This window comes from Streptomyces sp. NPDC093085, assembly GCF_040683935.1.
GTDB lineage: Bacteria > Actinomycetota > Actinomycetes > Streptomycetales > Streptomycetaceae > Streptomyces.
Genome location: NZ_JBFBFB010000001.1, coordinates 1,383,627 through 1,407,808, shown reverse-complemented (window position 1 = coordinate 1,407,808; position 24,182 = coordinate 1,383,627). Strand labels below are relative to the sequence as shown.

General features: G+C 71.8%; 23 protein-coding genes. 7 read left to right on the top strand and 16 right to left on the bottom strand.

Annotated elements, in window-relative coordinates; genetic code table 11:
• Window positions 1-106 precede the first annotated feature (106 nt).
• On the top strand, window positions 107-2,101 hold the full coding sequence (locus tag AB0O07_RS05825; RefSeq protein WP_365628053.1) for an alpha-glucuronidase: 1,995 nt from the start codon (window positions 107-109) through the stop codon (window positions 2,099-2,101).
• Window positions 2,102-2,157: 56 nt separating this feature from the next.
• On the opposite strand, the gene AB0O07_RS05820 is transcribed toward AB0O07_RS05825, so the two are convergent.
• From AB0O07_RS05820 to AB0O07_RS05800, 5 genes are all read right to left on the bottom strand, one after another.
• Entirely contained in the window at window positions 2,158-4,281 is a 2,124-nt protein-coding gene (locus AB0O07_RS05820; RefSeq protein ID WP_365627344.1) for a beta-galactosidase, read from the bottom strand.
• Window positions 4,278-4,925: a hypothetical protein gene (locus AB0O07_RS05815; RefSeq protein ID WP_365628050.1), complete on the bottom strand. Its 648-nt coding sequence runs from the start codon at window positions 4,923-4,925 to the stop codon at window positions 4,278-4,280. The genes AB0O07_RS05820 and AB0O07_RS05815 overlap by 4 nt, the downstream gene beginning before the upstream one ends.
• Window positions 4,926-5,029: 104 nt before the next feature.
• On the bottom strand, window positions 5,030-6,676 hold the full coding sequence (locus AB0O07_RS05810; protein WP_365627341.1) for an extracellular solute-binding protein: 1,647 nt from the start codon (window positions 6,674-6,676) through the stop codon (window positions 5,030-5,032).
• Window positions 6,677-6,727: 51 nt separating this feature from the next.
• Window positions 6,728-7,573 (bottom strand): carbohydrate ABC transporter permease, encoded by an 846-nt coding sequence (locus AB0O07_RS05805; protein ID WP_365628047.1) that lies wholly within the window; start codon window positions 7,571-7,573, stop codon window positions 6,728-6,730.
• Between the two features lie 113 nt (window positions 7,574-7,686).
• Window positions 7,687-8,652 carry an ABC transporter permease subunit gene (locus AB0O07_RS05800; RefSeq protein WP_365627339.1) on the bottom strand — a complete coding sequence of 322 codons (966 nt, stop codon included), beginning with the start codon at window positions 8,650-8,652 and terminating at the stop codon, window positions 7,687-7,689.
• A gap of 230 nt (window positions 8,653-8,882) precedes the next feature.
• Here AB0O07_RS05800 and AB0O07_RS05795 point away from each other — a divergent pair, with 230 nt between their 5' ends.
• Window positions 8,883-9,872, top strand: coding sequence for an acetylxylan esterase (locus AB0O07_RS05795; RefSeq protein WP_365627336.1), 990 nt, complete (start codon window positions 8,883-8,885; stop codon window positions 9,870-9,872).
• Between the two features lie 55 nt (window positions 9,873-9,927).
• Here the strand turns inward: AB0O07_RS05795 and AB0O07_RS05790 are convergent, their stop codons facing one another.
• The 4 genes from AB0O07_RS05790 to AB0O07_RS05775 all read right to left on the bottom strand — a co-directional run bounded on the left by AB0O07_RS05790 (window position 9,928) and on the right by AB0O07_RS05775 (window position 13,967).
• On the bottom strand, window positions 9,928-11,058 hold the full coding sequence (locus tag AB0O07_RS05790) for an LLM class flavin-dependent oxidoreductase (RefSeq protein WP_365627333.1): 1,131 nt from the start codon (window positions 11,056-11,058) through the stop codon (window positions 9,928-9,930).
• Between the two features lie 90 nt (window positions 11,059-11,148).
• Window positions 11,149-12,525: an NtaA/DmoA family FMN-dependent monooxygenase gene (locus tag AB0O07_RS05785; protein ID WP_365627330.1), complete on the bottom strand. Its 1,377-nt coding sequence runs from the start codon at window positions 12,523-12,525 to the stop codon at window positions 11,149-11,151.
• Window positions 12,522-13,733: an LLM class flavin-dependent oxidoreductase gene (locus AB0O07_RS05780; RefSeq protein ID WP_365628044.1), complete on the bottom strand. Its 1,212-nt coding sequence runs from the start codon at window positions 13,731-13,733 to the stop codon at window positions 12,522-12,524. Before AB0O07_RS05780 ends, AB0O07_RS05785 begins: the two co-directional genes overlap by 4 nt.
• A gap of 159 nt (window positions 13,734-13,892) precedes the next feature.
• The gene (locus AB0O07_RS05775) at window positions 13,893-13,967 is read right to left on the bottom strand and encodes a putative leader peptide (RefSeq protein ID WP_365628041.1); all 75 of its coding nucleotides are present in this window, start codon (window positions 13,965-13,967) and stop codon (window positions 13,893-13,895) included.
• 511 nt (window positions 13,968-14,478) lie between these two features.
• Between AB0O07_RS05775 and AB0O07_RS05770 the strand changes: the two genes are divergently transcribed.
• The 3 genes from AB0O07_RS05770 (at window position 14,479) to AB0O07_RS05760 (ending at window position 17,334) form a co-directional block, all read left to right on the top strand.
• Window positions 14,479-15,351: an ABC transporter permease gene (locus AB0O07_RS05770; protein WP_365627327.1), complete on the top strand. Its 873-nt coding sequence runs from the start codon at window positions 14,479-14,481 to the stop codon at window positions 15,349-15,351.
• Window positions 15,352-15,440: 89 nt separating this feature from the next.
• The gene (locus tag AB0O07_RS05765) at window positions 15,441-16,502 is read left to right on the top strand and encodes an ABC transporter substrate-binding protein (RefSeq protein WP_365627324.1); all 1,062 of its coding nucleotides are present in this window, start codon (window positions 15,441-15,443) and stop codon (window positions 16,500-16,502) included.
• Window positions 16,486-17,334: an ABC transporter ATP-binding protein gene (locus AB0O07_RS05760; protein ID WP_365627321.1), complete on the top strand. Its 849-nt coding sequence runs from the start codon at window positions 16,486-16,488 to the stop codon at window positions 17,332-17,334. The genes AB0O07_RS05765 and AB0O07_RS05760 overlap by 17 nt, the downstream gene beginning before the upstream one ends.
• Before the next feature lie 36 nt (window positions 17,335-17,370).
• Here the strand turns inward: AB0O07_RS05760 and AB0O07_RS05755 are convergent, their stop codons facing one another.
• On the bottom strand, window positions 17,371-18,108 hold the full coding sequence (locus AB0O07_RS05755) for an SDR family oxidoreductase (RefSeq protein WP_365627318.1): 738 nt from the start codon (window positions 18,106-18,108) through the stop codon (window positions 17,371-17,373).
• A 245-nt stretch (window positions 18,109-18,353) separates the two neighbouring features.
• On the opposite strand from AB0O07_RS05755, the gene AB0O07_RS05750 reads away from it, so the two are divergent.
• The gene (locus AB0O07_RS05750) at window positions 18,354-19,001 is read left to right on the top strand and encodes a hypothetical protein (protein ID WP_365627315.1); all 648 of its coding nucleotides are present in this window, start codon (window positions 18,354-18,356) and stop codon (window positions 18,999-19,001) included.
• Window positions 19,002-19,099: 98 nt separating this feature from the next.
• Here the strand turns inward: AB0O07_RS05750 and AB0O07_RS05745 are convergent, their stop codons facing one another.
• From AB0O07_RS05745 to AB0O07_RS05730, 4 genes are read right to left on the bottom strand one after another with little or no spacing between them, the layout of a single operon-like run.
• Window positions 19,100-19,699, bottom strand: a complete 600-nt coding sequence (locus AB0O07_RS05745) for a DinB family protein (protein ID WP_365627312.1) — start codon at window positions 19,697-19,699, stop codon at window positions 19,100-19,102.
• A gap of 50 nt (window positions 19,700-19,749) precedes the next feature.
• Complete coding sequence (locus AB0O07_RS05740) at window positions 19,750-20,100, bottom strand: cytochrome C oxidase subunit IV family protein (RefSeq protein ID WP_365627309.1); 351 nt, start codon at window positions 20,098-20,100, stop codon at window positions 19,750-19,752.
• A gap of 8 nt (window positions 20,101-20,108) precedes the next feature.
• On the bottom strand, window positions 20,109-20,753 hold the full coding sequence (locus AB0O07_RS05735) for a cytochrome c oxidase subunit 3 (RefSeq protein WP_365627306.1): 645 nt from the start codon (window positions 20,751-20,753) through the stop codon (window positions 20,109-20,111).
• Window positions 20,750-21,580 (bottom strand): hypothetical protein, encoded by an 831-nt coding sequence (locus AB0O07_RS05730; RefSeq protein WP_365627304.1) that lies wholly within the window; start codon window positions 21,578-21,580, stop codon window positions 20,750-20,752. Before AB0O07_RS05730 ends, AB0O07_RS05735 begins: the two co-directional genes overlap by 4 nt.
• Window positions 21,581-21,773: 193 nt before the next feature.
• Here AB0O07_RS05730 and AB0O07_RS05725 point away from each other — a divergent pair, with 193 nt between their 5' ends.
• On the top strand, window positions 21,774-22,538 hold the full coding sequence (locus AB0O07_RS05725; RefSeq protein WP_365627301.1) for an SDR family oxidoreductase: 765 nt from the start codon (window positions 21,774-21,776) through the stop codon (window positions 22,536-22,538).
• A 189-nt stretch (window positions 22,539-22,727) separates the two neighbouring features.
• Here the strand turns inward: AB0O07_RS05725 and AB0O07_RS05720 are convergent, their stop codons facing one another.
• On the bottom strand, window positions 22,728-22,925 hold the full coding sequence (locus tag AB0O07_RS05720) for a ferredoxin (RefSeq protein WP_365627298.1): 198 nt from the start codon (window positions 22,923-22,925) through the stop codon (window positions 22,728-22,730).
• Window positions 22,922-24,136: a cytochrome P450 gene (locus tag AB0O07_RS05715; protein ID WP_365627295.1), complete on the bottom strand. Its 1,215-nt coding sequence runs from the start codon at window positions 24,134-24,136 to the stop codon at window positions 22,922-22,924. Before AB0O07_RS05715 ends, AB0O07_RS05720 begins: the two co-directional genes overlap by 4 nt.
• Window positions 24,137-24,182 lie beyond the last annotated feature (46 nt).

The window sequence follows — 24,182 nt, the reverse complement described above, 5'->3', positions numbered from 1 at the left end:
CTGGTGTGACCGGGCGGGCGCGTGGGATCATCGGCGGGCCCGTGACCGAAGGGATCCCGTGACCGATCCAGCTTCCGTTGCCAGCGAGGCGTCCTTCGCCGTCGCCCTGCCGCCGTCCGGTGTCCATCCCGCCTGGCTGCCCCCCGAAGCGTTCCGTGCCCTCGGCTCCCGTCGGGTCGCCGTCCACGCGGGCGGGGAGGTCGCCGGGCGGGTGGCCGCCGAAGTGGCCCGCGCCTGCGCGGCGTTCGGCGGGTCCGCCGTCTGCACGGCACGGACCCCGGCCGGCCCGGCCGGGTACGACCTGCTGTTCCGCCTCGGCGGTGCCGAGGAGGCACTGGGCGAGGAGGGGTTCACCCTGCTCCGCGAAGGCGGCCGGACGGTGGTGACGGCCGCCGGTGAACGCGGGCTGCTGTACGGGCTGTTCCATGTCGTACGGCTCGGGGAGGCCGCGTTCGGAGCCGGCCCGGCCCCCGAGACCCACCGCCCCGCACTCGCCTCCCGGATGCTCGACCACTGGGACAACGTGGCCGTGCACCCGGTGATGGGCCAGGTGGAGCGCGGCTACGCGGGCGGTTCGCTGTTCTGGCGGGACGGGGCGGCCCGCGGCGACCTGACCCGGGTACGGGCGTACGGGCGGCTCCTGGCGGCCTGCGGGATCAACGCGATCGCGGTCAACAACGTCAACGTGCACGACACCGAGGCACGGCTGCTCACCGACCGGATCGGCGAAGTCGCCCTGCTGGCCGACGCGTTGCGCCCGTACGGGATCACGACGCACCTTTCGGTCACCTTCGCGGCGCCGGTGCTCCTCGGCGGGCTGCCCACCGCCGATCCGCTGGACCCGGCGGTCCGCGCCTGGTGGGCCGGGGCGACCGAGCGGGTGTACGCGGCGATACCGGACTTCGGCGGGTACGTGGTGAAGGCGGACTCGGAGGGCAGGCCCGGGCCGTTCGCGTACGGCCGCAGCCACGCCGAGGGCGCGAACCTGCTGGCCGACGCCCTCGCCCCGTACGGCGGCACCGTGCACTGGCGGGCCTTCGTCTACGACCACCGGCAGGACTGGCGGGACCGCACGACGGACCGGGCGCGCGCCGCCCACGACCATTTCGTGCCGCTCGACGGGGAGTTCCGGGAGAACGCGGTCCTCCAGGTGAAACACGGGCCGATGGACTTCCAGGCGCGCGAGCCCGTCTCGCCGGTCCTCGGCGCCATGCCGCGCACCCGGCTGGCGGTGGAGGTGCAGGCAACCCAGGAGTACACCGGCCAGCAGCACCATGTCTGCGCCCTCGCCCCGATGTGGAGCGAGGTGCTGCGGTTCCGCCCCGGGGGCGGGGCCGGGCCGGCCGTGGGCGAGCTGGCGCGCGGCGGTCTGGTGGCGGTGTCGAACGCCGGGGACGACCCCTACTGGACCGGGCACCCGCTCGCCCAGGCCAACCTCTACACCGCGGGGCGGCTCGGCTGGCAGCCGGACGCCGACCCGCTCGCGCTCCTCGACGAGTGGATCGAGCTGACCTTCACCCCCGGACGCACCCCGGACCCGGAACGGCTGCGGGCCGGGGTGCGCGCCGTGCTGCGGGGCTCGTGGGCGACGTACGAGAAGTACACGGCGCCGCTCGGGGTGGGCTTCATGGTGCGGCCGGGGCACCACTACGGGCCCGCCGTGGACGGGTACGAGTACAGCCCCTGGGGCACCTACCACTTCGCCGACCGGGACGGTGTCGGGGTCGACCGGAGCGGTACCGGGACCGGCTACGCGGAACAGTACGGCGCGCACTGGGCCGCGGTGTACGGGTCCCCCGCGACCTGCCCGGACGAACTGCTGCTCTTCTTCCACCATGTGCCGTACGGGCATGTGCTGCACAGCGGGGTCACGGTGATCCAGCACATCTACGACACGCACTTCGCGGGCGTGGCGGAGGCCGAGGCGGCCCGGGAGGTGTGGGCGTCGCTCGCCGGGCTGGTGGAGCCGGCGCTGCACGGGCGGGTGGCGGAGCGGTACGGGGAGCAGGTGCGCTCCGCCCGCGAGTGGCGGGATCACATCAACAGCTACTTCTTCCGGAAGTCCGGGGTGCCGGACGCGCGGGGCCGCCGGATCCACTGAGCCCGGCGGGGTCCACCGGGGTCCGGCGGCCCGTACCGTACGGACCGGGTACCGGTCTACAGCCGCAGTACCGCCACCCCCAGCGGGTCGAGGGTGAGCGGTTCGCCGCGTTCCGTGCGCTTGCCGGTCAGCAGGTCGGTGGCGGTGGCGTGGGCGGTGAGCCGGGCGGGGGCGCGGCCGTGGTTGAGGAGGAAGAGCAGCCGGGTGCCGTCCGGGGCGACCCGGGTGGCGGTCTCCAGGTCCGGGTGGTCCGCGTACGGGCCGATCAGTCCGTGCCGGGCGAGGACGCGCCGTACCACCTGGTCCACCCCCGGCTGGTCCAGCGCGGTGGCCACGTACCAGCCCTCCCCCGCGCCGAAGCGGTGGCGGGTGACGGCGGGGGTCCCGGCGTAGAAGTCGGCGCCGTAGGTGCCCGCCGGTTCGGCGCCCCGGGGCAGGACGATCTCGAAGACCAGCCGCGCGTCCACCGGCCCGCCGGCGAGGTGCACCGGGTTGACGGTGTCGGCGGGTCGGGAGTCCCACTCGTCGACCCGGACACCCGTCAGGGGCGCCAGCGGTCCGGGTACGTCGGCGAGGAAGGCCCGGTCGTGTTCGTCGGCCCGGCCGGAGAGAAAGGTGGTCAGGACCGTGCCGCCGCGCGCGGCGACGGCTTCGAGGCGGGCGGCGAGATCGCCCTTGACGAGGTGGAGCAGCGGGGCGAGCACCACGTCGTACGCGGTGAGGTCGGCGGTCACCGGCACCACGTCGACATCGGCGCCCGCCGCCCGGGCCGCCCGGTAGTAGGCGTGCGCCTGCTCCTGGTAGCGGACCAGCCGGGACGGGCCGTCGGAGATCTCCAGGGCCCACCAGCTGTCCCAGTCGAAGAGCAGGGCGGTACGGGCCGGGGTGCGGGCGCCCAGGGTGGCACCCCCCAGCGCTTCCAGCTCCTCGCCGAGCGCGCTCACTTCGCGGAAGACCCGGGTGTCGTCGCGGCCCGCGTGGCCGATGACGGCGCCGTGGTACTTCTCGCAGGCGCCGCGCGAGGCGCGGAGCTGGAAGTAGAGCACGGCGTCCGCGCCATGGGCGACGGCCTGCCAGCTCGCCAGGCGGAGTTCGCCGGGGCGGCGGAGCGGGTTGACGTCCCGGCACGCGGTGGTGGCGGGGGTCTGCTCCATCAGCCAGAACGGGGCGCCGTCCTTGAGCCCGCGCATCAGGTCGTGGGCGAGGGCGGGCACGGTCGGCGGGGCGTCCAGCGGCGGGTAGTTGTCCCAGGAGGCGAAGTCCAGGTGGGGCGCCCAGCGGTGGTAGTCCAGCGGCCGGTACACGCCCATCATGTTGGTGGTGACGGGGGTGTCGGCGCTGTGTGCGCGGATCGCCTCCTTCTCGGCGAGGAAGCAGCCGAGCAGCGCGTCGGTGGTGAAGCGCAGATAGTCGAGGGTGATGCCCTGGAAGGCGGTGTGGTCGGGGCCCCGCCAGTGCTCGGTGAGGGCGCTGGGCGGCTCGATCTGGTCCCAGTCGGTGTAGCGGTGCGACCAGAAGGTGGTGCACCAGGCGTCGTTGAGGGCGTCGAGGGTGCCGTGGCGGCCGCGCAGCCAGCTCCGGAAGGCGTCCGCGCACCGGGCGCAGTAGCAGGCGCCGCCGTATTCGTTGCCGATGTGCCAGGCGAGCAGCGCCGGGTGGTCCGCGTACCGTTCGGCGATCCGTCCGGCCAGCGCGGCGGCGGCCTTGCGGTAGACGGGTGAGCTGGGGCAGAAGTTGTGCCGCTGGCCGTAGCCGTGGCGGCGGCCCTCGAAGTCCGTACGGTTGACCTCGGGGTGGGCGCGGGCCAGCCAGGGCGGGAGGGCGGCGGTGCCGGTGGCGAGGCAGACCCGGCGGCCCTCGGCCGCCGCGCGCTCCAGGGTCCGGTCGAGTTCGGTGAAGTCGTAGGTGTCCGCGTCCGGTTGGGTGAGCGACCAGGCGAAGACACCGACGGTGAGGGTGTCGATCCGGGCCCGGGTGAGGAGGCGGTGGTCCGCGTCCCGGATCTCCTCGGGCCACTGCTCGGGGTTGTAGTCGCCGCCGTGGAGGATCTTGCCGGTGCGGGGAAGCCCGCCGGTGCGGGGGGTCGTGGCGGTGCGGGAGGTCGTGCCGGTGCGGGAGGTCGTGCCGGTGCGGGAGGTCGTACCGGTGGGGAGGAGCTTCTCGGTGCGGGGCGCGGTCATACGGTGAAGTCCTTCTCGGTCTCGGTGATCACCGGGCGGCTGGTGTGCAGCAGCGACAGCAGCAGGAGCGGCGCGAGCAGGGCGGTCAGGGCCTCGGTGGCGAGCAGGGTGAGGGCGGCGGCGAGGATCAGCAGGGAGGCGGCGCCGAGGGTGGCCCGCCCGTGCCGGAGCAGGAAGTAGGCGGCGAGCCGGCAGGTGTCGGCGGTACGGAAGGCGAAGAGTGCGGTGAGGGTCAGGGCGTGCGCGCCCCACACCAGCGTGCCCATCGCGACGAGTACGAGCAACCCCGCCCACCAGCCGGGGAGTTGGGCGGCCCGGAAGTGGGTCAGGGTGAAGCCGATCACGGTGAGCCAGCCGAGCAGCGGGGCCCAGATCTTCAGCGCGGGCAGGGCGTTCAGCCGCCACCCCCGCCGGTAGTCGCGCGCCGGGTGCAGCTCGGTGAGGTCGCGGCCGCGGTGGTGCAGCGCGTACAGGGCGGCGGCGAGGGCGGGGCCCAGCGGCAGCCAGCAGGCGGCGGCGAGCGGGAGGTTGGCGGGGCCCGGGGCGAGGAGGAGGGAGACGAGGAGGCCGGGCGCGAGGGTGGCGAGCACCATCGCCTCCACGGTGAGCAGGGTGTGCACCAGCGCGGCGGCCCGGGAGAGCACGCCCTCGCCGAAGCCCCGGTGCGCGGGGCTCCAGGTCCCCGTGCCGGATCCGGCGCCGCCGTCGGCACCGGATCCGGTACCGGCGCCCGTGGGGAGGGCGGTCGTCACCCGTTCTCCTTCTTGAAGCGCTCGTAGGCCTTGTTGTGCAGATCGATGTACTGCCGCATGTTCTTGGCCTTGAGTTCGGCGAGATAGTCGCCCCACTCGCTCAACGGCCGCTTGCCCATGGCGAATCGCAGGGTGTTCTGGGTGACGTGGTCCTTGAGCGGGGTCTCCCAGAGCGTCGCCTGTTCCTGCTCCTCGGAGCGGAGCGGGTGGGCCGGTTCCACGGCGATGGGCCGGCGGGCGGTCATCGCCTCCTGGAACCGCGTCTCGTCCGGCGAGAAGGCGGAGGAGACCAGCGCCCACGAACCGCCGTACGCGAAGACGCCGTTGGAGAAGCCGTAGTCCTTCTGGAGGTCCTTGGGCGCGGCCGGATCCGAGCCCAGGTTGTTGATGCCGTCGGCGACGTGGTAGTCACCCGGTCCCGAGCTGGTGTACGTGGTGCCCTTCACCCCGTAACGGGCGAACTCCTGGCCCGCGTCGGAGTACCAGAGCCAGTCCACGAACTGCATCAGCGCGACGAAGTCGTCGCCCTTGAGCGCCTTGCTGGAGATCATCAGGCCGTTCTCCAGTCGGCTGCCCGCGACGACCGGTCCGGTGGGGCCGATGGGCACGGGCACCATGTCGATGGTGGCGCCCTTGAGCTGCCGCCCCAGGTTGTAGCGGTAGTTCTGGGTCAGTTCCTGGGGGTTGGCGCTGATCGCGAAGGACTTCCCGGCGAGGAGCTTCTTGATCGCCTCGTCGTCGGACTGGGTGAAGCTCTCCGGGTCCATCAGCTTCTCGTCGATGAGTCTGCGCAGATAGGCGACCATCTCGCGGTACTCGTCCATGGCCCCGGTGAAGACGTACTTCTCCGCCTTGGCGTCCCAGGTGGTGTTCGTGTAACTCCACCCCGCCTTGGTGCCGAACGCCGGGCCCAGGTACTGGAAGAGGGCGCCCCCGGGGGTGGGCTGCCCCCACCGGTCGGAGAAGGGATAGACGTCCGGATAGGCGGACTTGAGGGCCTTGAGGACGTCGTGGACCTCGTCCCAGGTGGCCGGCGCCGCCAGTCCCTCCTTCTCCAGGATGTCCGTACGGAAGGCGAGCGAGTAGCCGGTCCTGACCTTCTCGTGGAGCCCGGGCAGAAGATAGAAGTCGCCGTCGGCCTGGCGGATACTGTCCACATCCGCCGTCAGGCCCCACTTGCGCACCTTCTCCCGGAAGTTGGGCATCAGCTCGGTGTACCGGCTGACCGGCAGGACGGCCCCGGAGGAGACGAAGGGCGCCTCGGCGCCGGGGTAGGTCTTGGGGATCAGCAGGGGCGCGTCGCCCGCGCCGATGAGCAGGCTGCGCTTGCGCTCGTAGTCGCTGGCGGGGACGGTGGTGGGGTGGAGGGTGACGCCGGTGCGCCGGGTGAGTTCCCGCCAGAAGAGCCAGTCCTTCCGCAGCGGGTAGTTCGGCATGTTGTTGTGGAGGAGGGTGAAGCCGAGCGCCGTGGTGGCCTGGAACTGGTCCCCCGCCCGGTAGGTCTCCATCGCCCCGGTGCGCTTCTTGGTGAGGTCCTTGGTGTCCTCGGTGTCCCCCGCGCCGCACCCCGTCAGGGCGGCGAGCCCCGCGAACCCGGCGGCGGCGAGCAGGCTTCTGCGGGACAACTGTCCGCTGTTCTTCACGGAGACTCCTTTGTTCCGAGAGATGGGCGTGCGTGTGTGACCGCCGGCCGGTCAGCCCTTGACCGCGCCGAGCATCACTCCGGAGACGAAGTAGCGCTGGACGAAGGGGTAGACGAGAAGGATCGGCAGCGCGGTGAGCACGATCGTCACCGACTGGATGTTCGCGGCGACCTGGGTGAGCTGGTCCGTCTCGGCCCCGGCGCCCCGGCCGCCGGTCGCGCCCGCGATGAGGTTGCGCAGATAGACGGTGACCGGCAGCGCCTCGGCCCGGTCGAGATAGAGAAAGGCGGTGAACCAGGAGTTCCAGAACGACACCGAGTAGAAGAGCACCATCGTCGCGATGACCGCCTTGGAGAGCGGCAGCACGATCCGGAGCAGGATCCCGTACGTACTGAGCCCGTCGATCTGCGCGGCCTCCTCCAGCTCGGTCGGCAGACTCTCGAAGAACGCCTTCATCACCAGCAGGTTGAAGACGCTGATGGCGTTGGGGATCACCATCGCCCAGAGGGTGTTCTTCATGCCGAGGCTGGTGATCAGCACATAGTTGGGGATCAGCCCGCCGGAGAAGAACATGGTGAAGACGGCGATCCCGACCAGCGCGCCGCGCCCCTTGAGCCGCGGCTTCGCCAGCACATACGCGTAGCAGGTGGTGAGGACCATCGCGATGGCGGTGGCGACCACCGTGTAGAGCACGGTGTTCCCGTAGTTCCGCCAGAACATCGCGTCATGGAGGACGATCCGGTACGTGGTGAGGTTGAACCCCTCGGGGAGCAGCGTCACCCGCCCGGCCCTGATCCGGTCCTCGGCGCTGAAGGAGCGGGCGATGATGTTGAGGAACGGGAAGAGGGTGACGGCCACGACCCCGGTCAGGACGACCCCGTTGACCGCCTGGAAGATCCGGTGGCCGCGGGTCGGCCGGTGGACGGAGCGCCGTGGACGCGCGGGGCGCCGGGGCGGTGCGGGACGGTGGGGCGCGGGGTGTCCGGACGGTGCGGGGTGTTCGGCGGAGGTCACCACAGGCTCGTCCCCACGGTGCGGCGCGAGAAGAAGTTGGCGGAGCAGATCAGGACCAGCCCGATGACCGCCTCGAAGAGGCCGATGGCGGCGGCGTAGCTGAAGCTGTTGGACTCGATCCCGGCGCGGTAGAGGTACGTGGAGATCACATCGGCGGTCGGGTAGGTCAGCGGGTTGTAGAGCAGCAGGATCTTCTCGAAGCCGACGGCCATGAAGGTGCCGATGTTGAGGATCAGCAGGGTGATCATGGTCGGCCGGATGCCGGGCAGGGTGACATGCCAGATCTGCTGCCAGCGGTTGGCGCCGTCGATGCGGGCGGCCTCGTAGAGGTTGTCGTCGATGGTGGTGAGGGCGGCGAGGTAGAGGATGGTGCCCCACCCCGCGGTCTGCCAGATCTCCGAGCCGACATAGACCGTCCGGAACCACTCGGGCTCCTGGAGAAAGGGCACCGGTGTCCCGCCGAAGAACGTCAGGGCGTGGTTCACCGGGCCGTCGGAGGCGAGCATCTGCATGGTGATGCCCGCGACGATGACGACGGAGAGGAAGTGCGGGAGGTACGACACCGACTGGACGAATCGTTTCAGCGATCTGGTGCGCACCTCGTTCAGCAGCAGCGCCAGCACGATGGGCACCGGGAAGCAGAACAGCAGGGTCAGGGCGCCCAGCCAGAGCGTATTGGTGAAGACCTGCCAGAACGTGGGATCGGTCAGGAACATGCTCACATAGCGCAGTCCCACCCACTGGTCGCCCAGAATCGATCCGCCGGGCTCGAAACGGCGGAAGGCGATCACATTGCCGATCATCGGCAGGTAGCGGAAGACGAAGAAGAAGAGCAACGGCAGCACGACGAGCGAGTACAACTGCCAGTCACGGCGCAGCGCCTGCCGCCAGGGGCGGGGTGGCGCGGGCCGCCGGGCGGGCCGGGGGAGGCCGGCCTCCAGTGGTGAAGCACTCCGGGACATAGGGCTCCGATAGTTTCCGTAAAATTCCCGATAATGCAGCGGCAACCTAGGTGCGCCTCGCCCCGGTGTCAATGGTTTGAACAGGCGGGGCCCTGCCCTGGTGATTCCCTCAAATCCCGGTCAGCACAGAGGTCTGGACCGCGCGTAGGCCCACTGGCAGGTTCCGATAATTCTCGGTATACAAGCGCAACTATCGGTGAACCGACCGCCCCGACCCTCTGCGAGGTGCCGTGCCCGCCTTCGATCTGCCCCTGGACAAGCTGGTCGCCCACCGCCCCGTGCCCGACGAACCCGCCGACTTCGACGCCTTCTGGCAGGCCACCCTGGAGGGGTCGGACCACGCCGATCCGGTGGTCTCCGTACGGCCCCACGACAGCGGCCTGCGGCTGGTGGAGAGCTGGGACGTGACCTTCCGCGGCTTCGCCGGCGAGCCGGTACGCGCCTGGTACACCCGGCCGCGCGGGCTCCCCGGGCGGATTCCGGCGGTGGTCGAGTACGCGGGGTACGGACGCGGGCGCGGCCTCCCGCACGAGCGGCTGACCTGGCCCGCCGCCGGTTATGCGCATCTGCTGATGGACAACCGGGGCCAGGGCGACCGGTACGGGAGCGGCGGTGACACGCCCGACCCGTACGGGACAGCGCCGGGCGGCCCCTGGCCCGCCGCGCGCGGGCTGCTCGACCCGTACGCCTTCCACTACCGGCGCCTGATCACCGACGCGGTGCGGGCCGTCGCCGCGGTGCGCTCACTGCCGGGCGTGGACGGGGCCCGGGTCGCGGCCGTCGGCAACAGCCAGGGCGGCGGCCTCGCCCTCGCGGTCGCCGGGCTCACCTCCGCGCTGGCGGGGGTGCTGGTCACCGCGCCGTTCCTCTGCGGCATCCGGCGCGCCCTCGATCTCACCGACGCGGGCCCGTACGGCGAGATCGCCGCCTTTCTCGCCGTTCGGCGCGGCGCGCAGGACGCCGCGTACCGGACCCTCTCCTATGTCGAGGGCATCTCCTTCGCCCGCCGGGCGACCGCCCCCGCCCACTTCGGAACGGGGCTGCGCGACACGGTCTGCCCGCCCAGCGGCGCCTACGCCGCGTACAACCGCTACGGCGAACTCTCCGGCGGGGCGGGCCCGAAGGAGATCCACGCCTATCCGTTCAACCAGCACGAGGGCGGGGACGCCGTCCATGTGCGCAGGCAACTCGCCTGGCTGGACGGCGTCCTGCGGCCGTGAGCGGCGCGTGCCGGATCCTCCGCCCCGTGACTCCGCCCGGTGACTCCGCCCGGTTTCAGCGGCGTTGCCACTCCTCGGCGAGGAGTTCGTAGGACCGTACCCGGTCGGCGTGGTCGTGGGTGATGGTGGTGACGATCAACTCATCGGCCCCGGTGGCCTCCTGGAGCTGTTCCAGGTGGTCGGCGACGCGCCCCGGGGAGCCGACGAACTGGGTGTCGACCCGGTCGGCGACCAGCTCGCGGTCGGCGTCGCTCCAGGGGTGGGCGCGCGCCTCGGCCGGGGTGGGGAACGGGATGGCGCCCTCGGCGGTACGGATGGAGCGCACCCAGAGCCCGTACCCGGTGGCGAGTTCGCGGGCGGTCGCCTCGTCCTCGGCGACCACCACATCGGCGGAGACCGCGACATACGGCTTGTCGAGCGTCGCCGAGGGCCGGAACGCGGCGCGGTAGCCCTCGGCGGCCTCCAGTACGGAGGCCGGGCTGACATGGTAATTGGCCGCGAACCGCAGGCCGTTGCGGCCCGCGACGGCGGCGCTGGTACCGCCGCTGCTGCCCAGGATCCAGATCTCCACGTCGGCGCCCTCGCCGGGCACGGCGTGTGCCTCGACGCCCTCGGCGGAGCGGTAGGTCCCGCGCAGCAGGGCGAGGATGTCGTCGATCTGGGCGCCGTACTCCTGCGGCTGGGCGCCGGCCTGGTGGAGCAGTTCCCGCTGGAGGGCGATCCGGGGCGAGCCGAGCAGCCGCTCGAAGGAGAACTTCGGCGGGATGAGCAGCCCGTTGGGGGCGCGCCCGTCCACCACCTCCACCGTGACCGGCGGCGGCCCGCCCGCGCCGGGCCCGGTGGGCCGGCCGGGCGAGCGGCCGAGCCCCAGGTCGAGCCGGCCCGGGTGGAGCGCGTCGATCAGGCCGAACTCCTCCACGGTGGAGAGCGCGGTGCGGTGGCCGAGCTGCACGGCACCGGAGCCGATCCGGATGGTGGAGGTCGCGGAGGCGGTCAGGGCGAGCAGCACCGCCGGGGAGGTGCCGGCCACCCCGGGGTTGAGGTGGTGCTCGGCGAACCAGTAGCGGGCGTATCCGAACCGTTCGGCGCTCCTGGCCAGGTCGAGGGTGTTGCGCAGGGCGTCGGCGGCGGTGGCGCCGGACGGGACGGGGACGAGGTCGAGGACCCCGAGGGGGATACGGGACACGGTGGGCCTCTCCTCAGCGGGGGACGGACGGGACGCGGGGGTGGTGCGCCGGGGTGCCGGAGCGGTACGTCATGACGCGGCGGTGGTACGTCATGACGCCACCCGCCGGGCGGTCCGCACGGTGTCGGGATGGGCCAGGCCGAGGTGGTCGCGGAGGGTCGGCCCGGTGTACTCGGTGCGGAACACACCGCGCTCCTGGAGGAGGGGGACCACGGTGTCGGCGAAGTGGTCGAGGCCGCCGGGGGTGAGGTGCGGGACGAGGATGAAGCCGTCGGCGGCGTCGGCCTGCACGAAGGCGTCGAGGGCGGTGGCGACGGTGGCCGGGGAGCCGATGAACGCCTGCCGGTTGCCGGTCTCGATGACCAGGTCGCGGATGGACCAGCCGTTGGCCCGCGCGCGCTCCCGCCACTCCCGGGCGACGGCCAACGGGTCGCGGTACATACGGACTTGGGCGCGGCCCCGGGCCACGGTGTGTTCGCCGGGGTCGGGGTCGATCTCGGGGAGCGGGCCGTCCGGGTCGTATCCGGAGAGGTCCCGGTTCCAGACGAACTCCAGGTGCTTGATGGCGGTGGCCCCGCTGACCTGCCGTCGGCGCACCTCCCGGGCGGTCTCCCGGGCCTCCTCGTCGGTGTCACCGAGGACGAAGGTGGCGGCGGGCAGGATCAGCAGTTCGTCCGGCGTGCGGCCGTAACGGCCCAGCCGGCCCTTGACGTCCGTGTAGAACTCCTGGCCCTCGCGGAGGGTGCTGTATCTGCTGAAGATCGCGTCGGCGTCCGAAGCGGCGAACTCGCGCCCCTCGTCGGAGTCGCCCGCCTGGAAGATCACCGGGCGGCCCTGGGGACCGCGCGGAACGTTGAACCGCCCCTCGATGTCGAAATGCCGCCCGTGATGGGCGAAGGCGCCGGCCCGCGCGTCGCGGAGGAACGCCCCGGTCGCCGGGTCGGCGGCGAGCGCGTCCCCGGGCCAGGAGTCGAAGAGTTCATGGGCGGTGCTCAGGAACTCCTTGGCCCGGGAGTACCGCTCCTCCTGCGGGAGGAAGCCGCCGCGGCGGAAGTTCTCGCCGGTGAAGGCGTCCCAGGAGGTGACGACGTTCCACGCGGCGCGCCCGCCGGAGAGGTGGTCGAGGGTGGCGAACTGCCGGGCCACCTCGTAGGGCTCGTTGAAGGTGGAGTTGATGGTGCCGGTGAGCCCGAGGTGGGTGGTGACAGCGGCGAGAGCGGAGAGCACGGTGAAGGTGTCGGGGCGGCCCACAACATCCAAGTCGTAGATTTTCCCGCCCTGTTCACGGAGGCGCAGCCCCTCGGCGAGGAACAGGAAGTCGAATTTGGCGCGTTCGGCGGTCCGCGCGAAGTGGGCGAAGGAGCCGAACTCGATATGGCTGCCCGCCTCGGGGTCGCTCCACACGGTGGTGTTGTTGACGCCGGGGAAGTGGGCCGCGAGATGGATCTGCTTGAGCGGCTTGCTCATGATCGGTGGTCCCTCCGGGCGGGGTGGGCGGCGGCGTAACGGTTGGCGGGGCGGGCCAGACCGAGCAGCCCGCGCAGGGTGGTGGCCTCGTAGGCGCTCCGGAACACACCACGGCGGCGCAGTTCGGGCACGAGCCCCCGGGTGATCGCCGGCAGGTCGTGGCCGACGGCGGCGGGGCGCAGCCGGAACCCGGTCAGCCCGGCCCCCCGCCACTCCAGAAGCAGGTCGGCCAGACCGGCCGGGGTACCCGTGAAGACCTTGGCGTCGCTGGTGTACGGGGCCCCCGCGAGCCCGTCGAGCCGGTCCCGCCGGGCGGCCGCGGCCCCGGGTTCGTCGTCCAGGAAGACCACCAGGTCACCGAAGAGGTGCAGGGGTTCGTCCCGCCTCCCGGCGGCGTCCTGTTCGGCGCGGATCTCCTCGACGGTGGCGCGGGCCTGGCCGGTGTCGTGCGGGGTGACATAGCCGATGTCGGCGGAGCGCGCGATGAGCCGGTACGCGAGGCCGCCGTGCCCGAGCGCGCTGACGACCGGCTGCCCCTGGGGTGGCCGGGGTGTGATGGAGGGCCCCTTGACCCGGAAGTACCGGCCCTGGAAGTCGATGTAGTGCAGTTTGTCGCGGTCGATGAAGCGGCCGGTGGCGACATCCCGGATCTCCGCGTCGTCCTCCCAGCTGTCCCAGAGCCGGCGCACCACCTCGACATGGTCGGCGGCCTCGTCGAAGAGTCCGGTGAGCACGTCCAGTTCCTCGGGCGGATGGGGCCCGCCCGGACGGATACGCGGCACCGTACGCCGGCCGAAGTGCGCCGCCTGGTCGCTCCGGGCCGACACCTGGACCCGGAGGCCCGCACGCCCCGAGCTGACATAGTCCAGGGTCGCGATCGCCTTGGAGATGTGGAACGGCTCGGTATGGGTGGCGACGACGGTCGGCACGACCCCGATATGCCGGGTCAGCGGGGCGACCCGCGCGGCGACGAGCACCGCGTCCAGCCGCCCCCGCACCTGGTCCGTACGGTCGTCGGGTTCGGTGGGGTGCGAGGACTGGGGCCCGAGACCGTCCTCGATGGTCACGAAGTCGAGAAGTCCCCGCTCGGCCTCCTGGACGAGGTCGGCCCAGTACCCGGCGGAGAACAGCTCCCCGGCCCTGGCCCCCGGCTCACGCCAGGCGGCGGGGTGCCATCCGGCGCCGTCGAGCGCGACGGCGAGGTGCAGCTCCCCGGAGGAAGACGGAGAAGACGACGGAGAAGACGGAGAAGGAGACGAGGAAAAGGGCGGAATAGCGGAAGAAGATGACACGAGAGGGTGCCTTCCTGATCGACCGTGTGTGCTCCGCGGCCCCTCATCGGGAGGGCGCGGCGGCAGGGAAACGGGTCAGGAGGGACAGAGCGCGCCGGCCACGCGCTGGAGGTCGATATGCGTCCGCGAATAGAGGTGGAGCCGGGGCATGGGCCCGTGCGGAACGCGGACGGGCGGGCGGGAAGGGACCCGGGCGGGCCACACCGACGACACGACCGTCACCTCCACTCCACCCGTACGACGCGGGGGTCCCCGGCGGACCCTCACCAGCTTCCCGAGGCTACGCGGGCCCCCTGCCCCGCGCAATGCCCGCCGCCCGTGGACACATCTGGCTCCCACCAGGGCGGTGTGCTACAAACTCTCCCGTGACCAGCGACCGGTATCTGGTGAGGCGCCTGAGCGTCGATCTCTGCCGTGTGACCAGCTCCTCCTGTTGAGTTGAGCCCGCACCGGCGGCGCTGACCCCTGCCTCGCCCACTCCCCGGCCTCACCCACTCCCCGGCCTATCTTGCCCCCCTGGGCGGGTCCCGCACGCCTGCGGGCCACAGGCACGGCAGAGGGGCGCACCCCCGTGCGTACCTCTTCTCCTCCCCTCCCGCTCCCCCTCCCGCTGTCCGTCCCGGCGGGCTTCCGCCTGTCCGTACCCCCGACGGAGTCCGCCATGACCACGTCCACCGCCCCCTCCACCGTCACCACCCCCACCGCCGACGCCGACGCCCCGGGGAAACGGCCGCCCCGCCCGGAGCGTGCCGCACGGCTGCGCAGGGTGGGGCTGCGCCTGCTCGCCCTGGTGGTCCTGCTCGCCCTCTGGCAGCTCGTGACCTCGCTGCGGCTCTGGTCCCCGGTGCTGGTGCCGCCGCCTTCGGCCGTCTGGGACGCGTTCGTCCAGACATCGGGAACCCATGACGGGGTACGCGGCTACCAGGGCCACACGCTGATCGAGCATCTGGCCGTCAGCCTGCGCAGGATCGCGATCGGGGCGGGCGCCGGCATCCTGGCCGGTCTGGTCGCCGGGGTGCTGATGGGGACGCTGCCCTGGGTACGGGTGGTGTGCGAACCGGTGGTCGCCTTCCTCCGTACGCTGCCGCCGCTCGCCTACTTCAGCCTGCTGATCATCTGGTTCGGCATCGACGAGGCGCCCAAGCTCTGGCTGCTGGCGATCGCCGCCATGCCGCCGGTCGCCGTGGCCACCACGGCCGCCGTCGCCTCCGCGCCCACCTCGCTGGTGGAGGCGGCGCGGGCGATCGGGGCGCGCCGCTCCCAGGTGGTGACCACCGTCGTACTGCCCGCCGCGCTCCCGGAGATCCTGGTCGGCGCGCGGCTGGCGTTCGGTATCGCGTATTCCTCGGTCGTCGCGGCGGAGACCGTCAACGGCCTCCCCGGCATCGGCGGCATGATCCGCGACGCCCAGCGCTACAACCAGTCGGCCGTGGTGATCCTCGGGCTCTTCGCGATCGGCCTCTCCGGCCTGCTGATCGACGCGCTGCTCCGCACCGCCGAGAACCGGCTCGCCCCCTGGCGCCGGCACTCCTGACCGGCCCCCGGCGCCCTCCCTTCATCTTCCTTCATCTCCCTTCGACTTCCTCATCTCCTTCGTCTCCTTCATCGGAAAAGGACCCCGTCATGCCCGCACCCCACGGTTCGCGCCGTATATCCACGCTTGTCGCGGCTCTAGGAGCACTGATCGCCGTCACCGCCTGCTCCGCCGGCGGAGGCGGCACGGACGGCGCCGGCGCCGGGACGGACGGAAAGACGGTCCGGATCGCCTATCAGGCCTTCCCCAGCGGGGACTTGATCGTGAAGGAGAAGGGGTGGCTGGAGAAGGCGCTGCCCGGGTACACGATCAAGTGGATCAAGTTCGACTCGGGGGCGACCATCAACACCGCGTTCGTCGCGGGCTCGGTGGATCTGGCGGCGATCGGCTCCAGCCCGGTGGCCCGTGGTCTGTCCGAGCCGCTGCACATCCCGTACCAGGTCACCTGGGTCCTCGATGTGGCCGGGGACAATGAGGCGCTGGTGGCCCGTAAGGGGTCCGGGGTGAAGAGCGTCAAGGACCTGGTGGGCCGCAAGGTGGCGACACCGTTCAGTTCCACCTCGCACTACAGCCTGCTCGCCGCGCTCGACCAGGCGGGCGTGGACGCGTCGAAGGTCACCCTGCTGGATCTCGAACCGCAGGACATCGCGGCGGCCTGGGCGCGCGGGGACATCGACGCGGCGTATGTGTGGCTGCCCACGCTGGACGAGTTGAAGAAGAACGGGACGACCCTGCTCTCCAGCCGTGATCTGGCGAAGGCCGGCAAACCCACGCTCGACCTGGGGGTGGCGTCGACGCGGTTCATCGAGAAGCGGCCCGAGGTGATCGGCGCGTGGCGGAAGGCGCAGGCGCGGGCGCTCGATCTGATCCATGACGAGCCGCCGGCCGCCGCCGAGGCCGTGGGCAAGCAGCTCGGGATCGCCCCCGGGGAAGCTGCGGCCCAGCTCGAACAGGGCATCTTCCTCAAGCCGGCCGAACAGGCCGACGACAAGTGGCTGGGCCGTCCCGGCCGGGTCGGCGGCCTGGCCGGGAACCTGCGGAGCGCGGCGGAGTTCCTGGCCGGGCAGAAGCAGATCCCGGCCGCCCCGGGCCTGGCGGAGCTGGAGAAGGCCGTATACGTGGAGGGGCTCCCCGATGCCGTCGCCGAGTGACCTGCCGGCCAGCGGCGTCCCGCGCCCTTCCCGCCCTTCCCCGCTCCCCCGGCCGTCCCCGGGGCGCGAGGCGGTCTCGCTGCGGGAGGTGGCGCACCGGTACGGGCGGGACCGGGAGGCGGCTCCGGTGCTCGGCCCGCTCTCGCTCGCCATCCCGGCCGGGGAGTTCCTGGTCCTGGTGGGGCCTTCGGGGTGCGGGAAGAGCACGCTGCTGCGGCTGATCGCCGGTTTCGAGCGCCCTTCCTCCGGCGAGGTCACCGTCGGCGGGGGCACCCCGGAACCGGGGCGGCAGGCGGGCGTGGTCTTCCAGCAGCCCCGGCTCTTCCCGTGGCGTACCGTCGGGGAGAACATCGCGCTCGCCCTGCGCTTCGCCCAGGTCCCCCGGGCCGAACGTCCGGCCCGGGTCGAGGAGTTGCTGGAGCGGGTCGGGCTGGCGGGCACGGCGCGCCGCAGGACCTGGCAGTTGTCCGGCGGCCAGCGGCAGCGGGTGGCCATCGCCCGGGCCCTGGCCGGCGGCAAGGAACTGCTCCTGCTGGACGAACCGTTCGCCGCGCTGGACGCGCTCACGCGTGAGCGTCTTCAGGAGGATCTGCGGAGGGTGAGCGCCCTGACGGGGGTCACCGCGGTCTTCGTGACGCACAGTGTGGACGAGGCCGTCTTCCTCGGCACGCGCGCGGTGGTCCTGAGCGCCCGGCCCGGCAGGGTGGCGCTGGACCTCCCGCTCGCGCTGGACCGTACCGGGAACGAGGACCCCGACGCGCTGCGGGGAGCGCCGGAGTACGCGGCGCTCCGCGCCGAGCTGGGGGCGGCGGTACGCGACGCGGCGCGCTGACCGCCCCCGGGCCGCCGGCCGCCCCCGGGCGGTGGTTCAGGCGAGGCCGCCGTTGGTGAAGAGGACCTGGCCGTTGACCCAGCGGGCCGGGCCGGCGAGGAAGGCGACCGTCTCGGCGATGTCCGCCGGCTCCGCCAGCCGCTCCAGCGGGGCGGCCTTGGCGAGCGCGTCGACGGTCGCCTCGTCCTTGCCGTCCAGGAACATCGGGGTGGCGGTGGGGCCGGGGGCGACGGCGTTGACGGTGATGTCCTTGCCGCGCAGCTCGCGGGCGAGGATCAGCGTCATGCCCTCGACCGCCGCCTTGCTGGCCACGTACGCGCCGTAGGCCGGGAACCGGGTGCGGGTGACGGTGGTCGAGAAGTTGATGATCGCCCCGCCGCGCCGGACCCGGCGGGCGGCCTGCCGGGAGACCACGAAGGTGCCCCGGATGTTGGTGCGGTGCATGCGGTCGAGGTCGTCCAGGTCCAGTTCCGCGATCGGGCCGAGGACCATGACAGCGGCGGTGTGCACCACCACGTCGACCCCGCCGAACGCCTCCTCGACCGCGTCGAACGCCGCCGTCATCGCACCGTCGTCCGCGACATCGCCCCCGACGGCGATGGCCTGCCCGCCTGCCGCCACGACCTCGCGTACCACGGCCTCCGCCCGGTCCCTGTTCCCCGAGTAGTGCACGCCGAGCGCGAACCCGTCACGTGCCAGCCGCTCGGCGGCGGCCCGCCCGATACCGCCGGAGCCGCCGGTGACAAGCGCGACGCGAGGGCGAGGTGTGGTCATGACTGGCTGTTCCTTCCGAAGAACCGGTGCCGCTGCGGGCTTCCGCAGACGGCGGAATTCCGTTTGCCCGCATATCGCCACCCTTCGGCTCCGCATATGCCGGAAGGGAAACACGCGTGGCGAACGGAGTTTCACTGGGGTACTAGTTGAGCCATGATGCCACTGGGGGAAGCACGGGACGAACTCAAACCTGCGCGGCCGGTGTGAACGGTGGACGGGGTCGCGGGGTCAGGACACTCCTGCGGGTGAAGTTCGCGGGCAGCGCATGGGAGGAGATCGGCACGAATCCGGATCCGGCCGTCGTGGCCGCGTACGGAGCGCCGGACGGCAATCCTCTGGACCGCGAGCCCGAGCACGCCGACCGTCGTGTCGAGGCGATCGAACTGGTCGTGTCCGAGCCCCGTCTGCCGGTCTCGGCCGCCTGGGAGGCGGAGGCGGCCCACAGGGGCGCCGAGCACGGCAGCGTCCTGAAGCGGCTCAGCAACATCGTGGGAGCGGCCGTTGTCGCCGCCATCGCCGTCGCGAAGGTCACGGACATCGTCAAGGACCGCGAGTCCCGCGTCCGGAAGGCGCGCCAGGAGCGCAAGGCCATGATCGACGAACAGGCGCAACGGGCCCGCGCCGCGTTCGAGGAGGTGACGCGGGGCCAGGGACAGCTCCTGATCGACGCGGTGGAGAGCCACCACACGCACCACCGACTGCGCCTGAAGTCGACGCTGAACCAGATCATGGAGCGTATCAACGCGGAGGACACCGCCCGCAGCCGCGAGATCATCGCCCGGGTCTCCCCTGTCGACCAGGAGGGCCGGGCGCTCATCACCGCGTTGCAGGATCTCTGCGACGCCCTCGGCACCGCCCCTTATGAAGGAGGACGTCTCTCCTCCTTCTCCTGAGCCTCCTCCCCCGAGTCCCTGTCCCCCGAGCCTCCTTCTCCCGGGCCGTCGGGCCCGGCGACCGCCGGGCCGTCGGGCCCGGCGGTCGCCGCGGGGGCTCAGCCGGCGTCCGCCTCGCGGGCCACGCGTTCCAGGCGCTCGCGGTGGCTCTCCCACCAGGCCCGGTCGCCGTCCGGCATGCTGTCGTTGCCCAGGACCCAGCCGGTCGATCCGTCGATGAGTTCGCGGAGGATGTCGGCGTGCCCGGCATGGCGGCTGACATCGGCTGTCACCCGTACCAGCAGATGGTGCAGGGTGGTCTCGCACCGTTCCTCGGGCCACCAGGGGACCCGGCCGGTCGACTCCAGGGAGAGGTCGGCGACGGTACGGCCGGTGTGCTCCCAGGCGCTGCGGTAGAGGCCGACGATCTCCTCCTTCGACTCGTCGGCGAACGCCCACATGTCGTCGTTGTCCTCGGTGTTCTCCGTGTACCACCAGCGGGGCACCGGTCCGTCGAAGAACGGCCGGCCGAAGGTGTCGCCGAAGTAGCCCAGCTCCACCCCGGCACTGTGTTTGACCAGGCCCAGCAGGTTGGTGCCGGTGGGGGTCATCGGGCGGCGTATGTCGTACTCGGAGAGCCCTTCGAGCTTCCACAGCAGTGCGTCACGGCCGTCCTGGAGATAGCGGAGAAGGTCGTCCTTGAGGTTCTGTTCGTTCATGCGGAGAGTCTCGCACCCACCACTGACAACGGGACGGAAGGGAATTCCCGTCACCCGGGCGAGTCCGCCAGATACATCGACACCAGGACCGCGCAGACCGCGACCACCCATCCGTCGAACAGGAGGCGCAGCCCGCGCGGCGCCTCCGACAGCTCCATGAAGTGGCGTCCGACGAGGCGCACCTTGAGGAAGGCCACCACCAGGACGCCCACCGTCGCCGCCCGCCGGGCGCCGTGGCCGTCCCCGAGGTACCAGGAGAGCGCGGTGGCCGCCATCAGCACGAACCAGACGAGCACGGCCCGGCGCCTGGCGGAGCGGTGCGTGTCGGGGGCCACCGGGGTGGAAGGGGTGGCGGGGGTGGAAGGGGTGGCGGGGGTGGAAGGGGTGGCGGGCGTCGGCACGGAGGGGGTCACCTCATCAGGTACAGCAGCGCGAACAGGATGATCCAGAGCAGATCCACCAGGTGCCAGTAGCACCCCCCGGCTTCGAGGAGACGGATCTCCCGGGGGCCGGGGGACGGGGTGCGCGCGATCCGGTACATGAGGCCGAGTCCTGCCATGCCGATCAGCAGATGGACCAGATGGATGCCGGTGAGGACGAAGTAGTACATGAAGAAGGCGTTCGCGGACGGGGTGTGCCCGGCCTGGACCGCACCGGCGTACTCCAGGTACTTGTCGATGACGAAGCCCGCTCCGCAGACCAGCGTGACGAGCAACGCACGGGTCCCCGGCCGGGTGGCCCCCCGGCGCAGGGCGTGCAGGCCGAGGACGACGGAGAGGGAGCCGGTGAGCAGCAGCAGGGTGTTGAGCGTGCCGAAGGTGAGGTCGAGGGAGCGGCGGCCCAGCTCGAACGCCTCGGGGGCGCGGGCGCGTTCGTGGACGAACACACAGAAGAACACGGTGAAGACGAGCAGGTCGCCGAAGGCGAAGACCCAGATGCCGGTCTCCCCCGGGGTGCGGCCACCGCCCCGGGAGGGCCCGGCGGGCCCCCTCGGGGCGGCGCGCGCGACGAACGGGTCGGCGAAGGACTCCGGTGTCCGCGTCTCCCCGCTCACGACACGCCGGCCGGCTCTCGCCCGGGTGCCGCACCGGCCGTGTCCTGTTCATGGACGAAGCCGTTCTTCACGTTCCGCATGGACAGGTAGCTGAAGTACAGCACCCAGATGCCGAAGACCACGAAGGGGATCCAGAGGCAGACCACACCGGTCCAGCCGAACGGTCCTTCCTTGAAGAACCACACGGTGCCGCCCGGGATGAAGCCCACCCCGGCCCAGATGCTGAAGTAGCCGGTCCACCGCGGGTAGACGGGGTGGTCGGACTTGTCGAGGAGGAGGCTCAGCCCGAGGGCGACGGCCCAGACCGTGAACGGCGGCCAGGTGCCGAGCAGGATGATGTACGCGGCGTCGTTGAACGCCTGGGTGATCTCGGGGGAGACATCGCCGGCCCGGAAGGCGGCGGTGGCCCAGAGGCCGCAGTTGACGACGATCTGTGCGGTGCCCGCGGCCATGCAGGTCAGTTGGACGTAGGTGAGGGCCGGGAACATGCCCTCCTTGCGCCGGGTCTGGGTGGCCACGCAGACGCCCCACACCCCCATGAGCGCATAGGCCATGGTGGAGAGGACGAGTCCGATCCGGATGGGTGTCGCGTGGTCCTGGTAGTACCGCGCGACCTGTTCCGCCGAGTCGCCCGGATGGATGGCGGGCGGGAAGTAGCGCGCGAGCCAGACGCTGCCGAGGATGAAGAGCACGACCATCGCGGGGCCGCACCACGCGATCAGGAGCTGGGAGTTGCGGCTCATGCTCCGCCGGTCGCGTTCTCTCTGTTCGCTTGCGTTCGGGCCCTGGCCCGTGGTGGGGGCCACGGCGGTATCGGGGACGCTCATGAGGTGCCCTCCTTACCGTAAACAAACAACTGATTGTTTCCGACGGTAGCCAGGGCCCCGAGCGGTGTCAACGGGACTGACATGTCCGCGCCTTGTTGCAAACAACTATTTGTTCTAGCGTGAAAGGCCATCGCGGCGCCGATCCTCGGGTCCGGTCGCCGGGACGGGTTCCACCGATCGGAGGGAGCAGGTCATGGCCGTCGCAGGACAGCGAGCCGGCACATTGGAGGGGAAGACCGTCCTGATCACGGGGGCGGGTTCGGGGATCGGCCGGGCCACGGCGCGACTCGCCGCCGAGGCGGGGGCGTTCGTCGTCGCCGCGGACATCAAGGGGCAGGACGAGACCGTGGCGGGCATCGCCGCGGCCGGCGGGCAGGCCGAGGCGCGGCAGCTCGACATCACCGACGCGACCGCGTGGCAGAGCGTCGTGGACGAGGTGCTCGCCGCGCGCGGACGGATCGACGGTCTCGCCAACATCGCCGGGATCGTCTCCAGCACGGACACCCTGCTGACGCAGACCGAGGAGGGGTGGGACCGGCTCGTCGGCATCGACCTCAAGGGCCCCTGGCTGGGGATGCGCGCGGTGATCCGGCCGATGCTGGACGCCGGGGCCGGGAAGATCGTCAACATCGCGTCGACGGCGGGGCTGATCGGCATGCCCGACGTCCTGGCGTACTCGGCGGCCAAGGGCGGTGTCATCGCGCTCTCCCGGCAGGTCGCCGTGGAGTACGCGGCGGAGAACGTCCAGGTCAATGTGGTCGCGCCGGGCGTCATCAGGACCCCCATGCACGGCGATGTCACCCCCGCGCTGATGGCCCAGGTGAAGGCGGCGACCCCGGTCGGCCGGCTCGGTGAGCCCGAGGACATCGGCGCCATGGTCGTCTATCTGCTCGGCGCGGGCGGCGACTTCGTCACGGGCCAGGTGTTCACCGTGGACGGCGGCTGGACCGCGCGGTAGCGCGCGAGCGCGGAGGCACGGGTGGTCCGGGGCCGGTCGGGGCCCCGCACCACCACGACGGCGCCGCTCCCCCGGTGTTCCGGGGGGGGGCGGCGCCGTCCGTGTCATACGGTACGGGGCGGACGCGCGGCCGGCCGCGCACCCCGGCCGGGCGACCGGCCGGCCGGTCAGGGGCCGGTCACGGGCCGGTCAGCCGTCGAGTCCGATGGCGCGCTCCGGGCAACTGCGCGCCCCGCGCCGGGCCGACGCCTCCGCCCCGGGCGGGACCTCCACGGCGTCGTCGCGGAGCAGGTTGTACCCCTCGTCGTCGGGGCGGTAGAGCTCCGGTGCCACGGTGTAGCAGCGGCCGTGCCCGGTGCAGAGCGAGCCGTCGACGGTGTACTTCATCGCGCCGCGCCTCCCGCCGGCCGCGCGGGGAAGACCAGGTGCAGCGACTTCATCGTGCGCAGTATCCCCGTCTCGTACTCCTGCGTGGTGCCCTCCTTGACGGTGAACTCCGGTATCCGGCGCAGGAATTCCTCCAGGACGATCCGGACTTCGAGGCGGGCCAGATGCGAGCCGATGCACCGGTGGGGGCCCACGCCGAAGGCGGTGTGCAGGATGTCCTCGCGGCCGATGTCGAGGTGGCCGGGGTTGCTGACGGCCTGCGGATCGCGGGACGCCGAGGCGTAGTTGAGCAGGACGTAGTCGCCCTCCTTGAAGCGGTGCCCGCCGATCTCGGTCTCCTGGGTGACGGTACGGCCGAGGGCGACGACCGGCGGGTAGTAGCGGACGAACTCCTCCACCGCGTTCGGGATCCGCCCCGGGTCCCCGGCGAGGGTCGCGCGGTCCTCCGGGTGGGTGGCGAGATGGAGGATCGCGCCGGCCATGACGAAGGTGGTGGTGGCGATGCCGCCGAAGGTGAGGTCGGTGAGGATGCTGACCCGGTCCTCCCAGGGGCAGGGGGCTCCGTCGCGCGCCACGCCCGCGGCGATCACCCCGACGAGATCGTCGCGCGGGGGCTCCTCGCGCCGCTTGGCGAGGAACGCGCCGAGGTAGTCGATCGCCCGTCCGAACCCCGCGGCGCGCTCCTCGGCCGGTCCGTAGGTGCCCGTGTCCATCGCGTCGATCAGCATCGCCAGGTCCTCGACCGGGACGCCGACCAGGTTCTTGAAGAAGGCCCGGCCGGGGAGTTCGGCGGCGAAGTCGCCGATGAACTCGCACTCCCCCCGGTCGATGAAGCCGTCGATGAGCTCGATGGCGTCGGCCCGGATCTGCGCCTCGTACCCCTTCACCGCGTTCGGCGAGAAGAACGGGCTGAGCACCTTGCGCCAGTCGTCGTGGTACGGCGGGTCGCACTCCTCCGGGTAGAGGTACGGCAGCCCTTCCGGGCGGTTGGGCTGGAACCCCTTGGCGCTGCTGAAGGTCCGCCAGTCCTGGCCCGCCGTGCGCAGATCCTCGTACCGGTTGATCAGCGAGTATCCGGCCCCGACCGTGCTGTGGGCGACGGGGCACCGGCCGACGAGGGTGTCGAGCACATCGTAGAAGTGCTCGTTGAATGCCGGATCGTCGATGTCGAAGTCGTGCTCGATGTCTCGTCCGAACCGCTCTGTATCCACGTGAGATCCTCCACCGGGATCGAGAGTGCGCCGCGTTCGTGACACA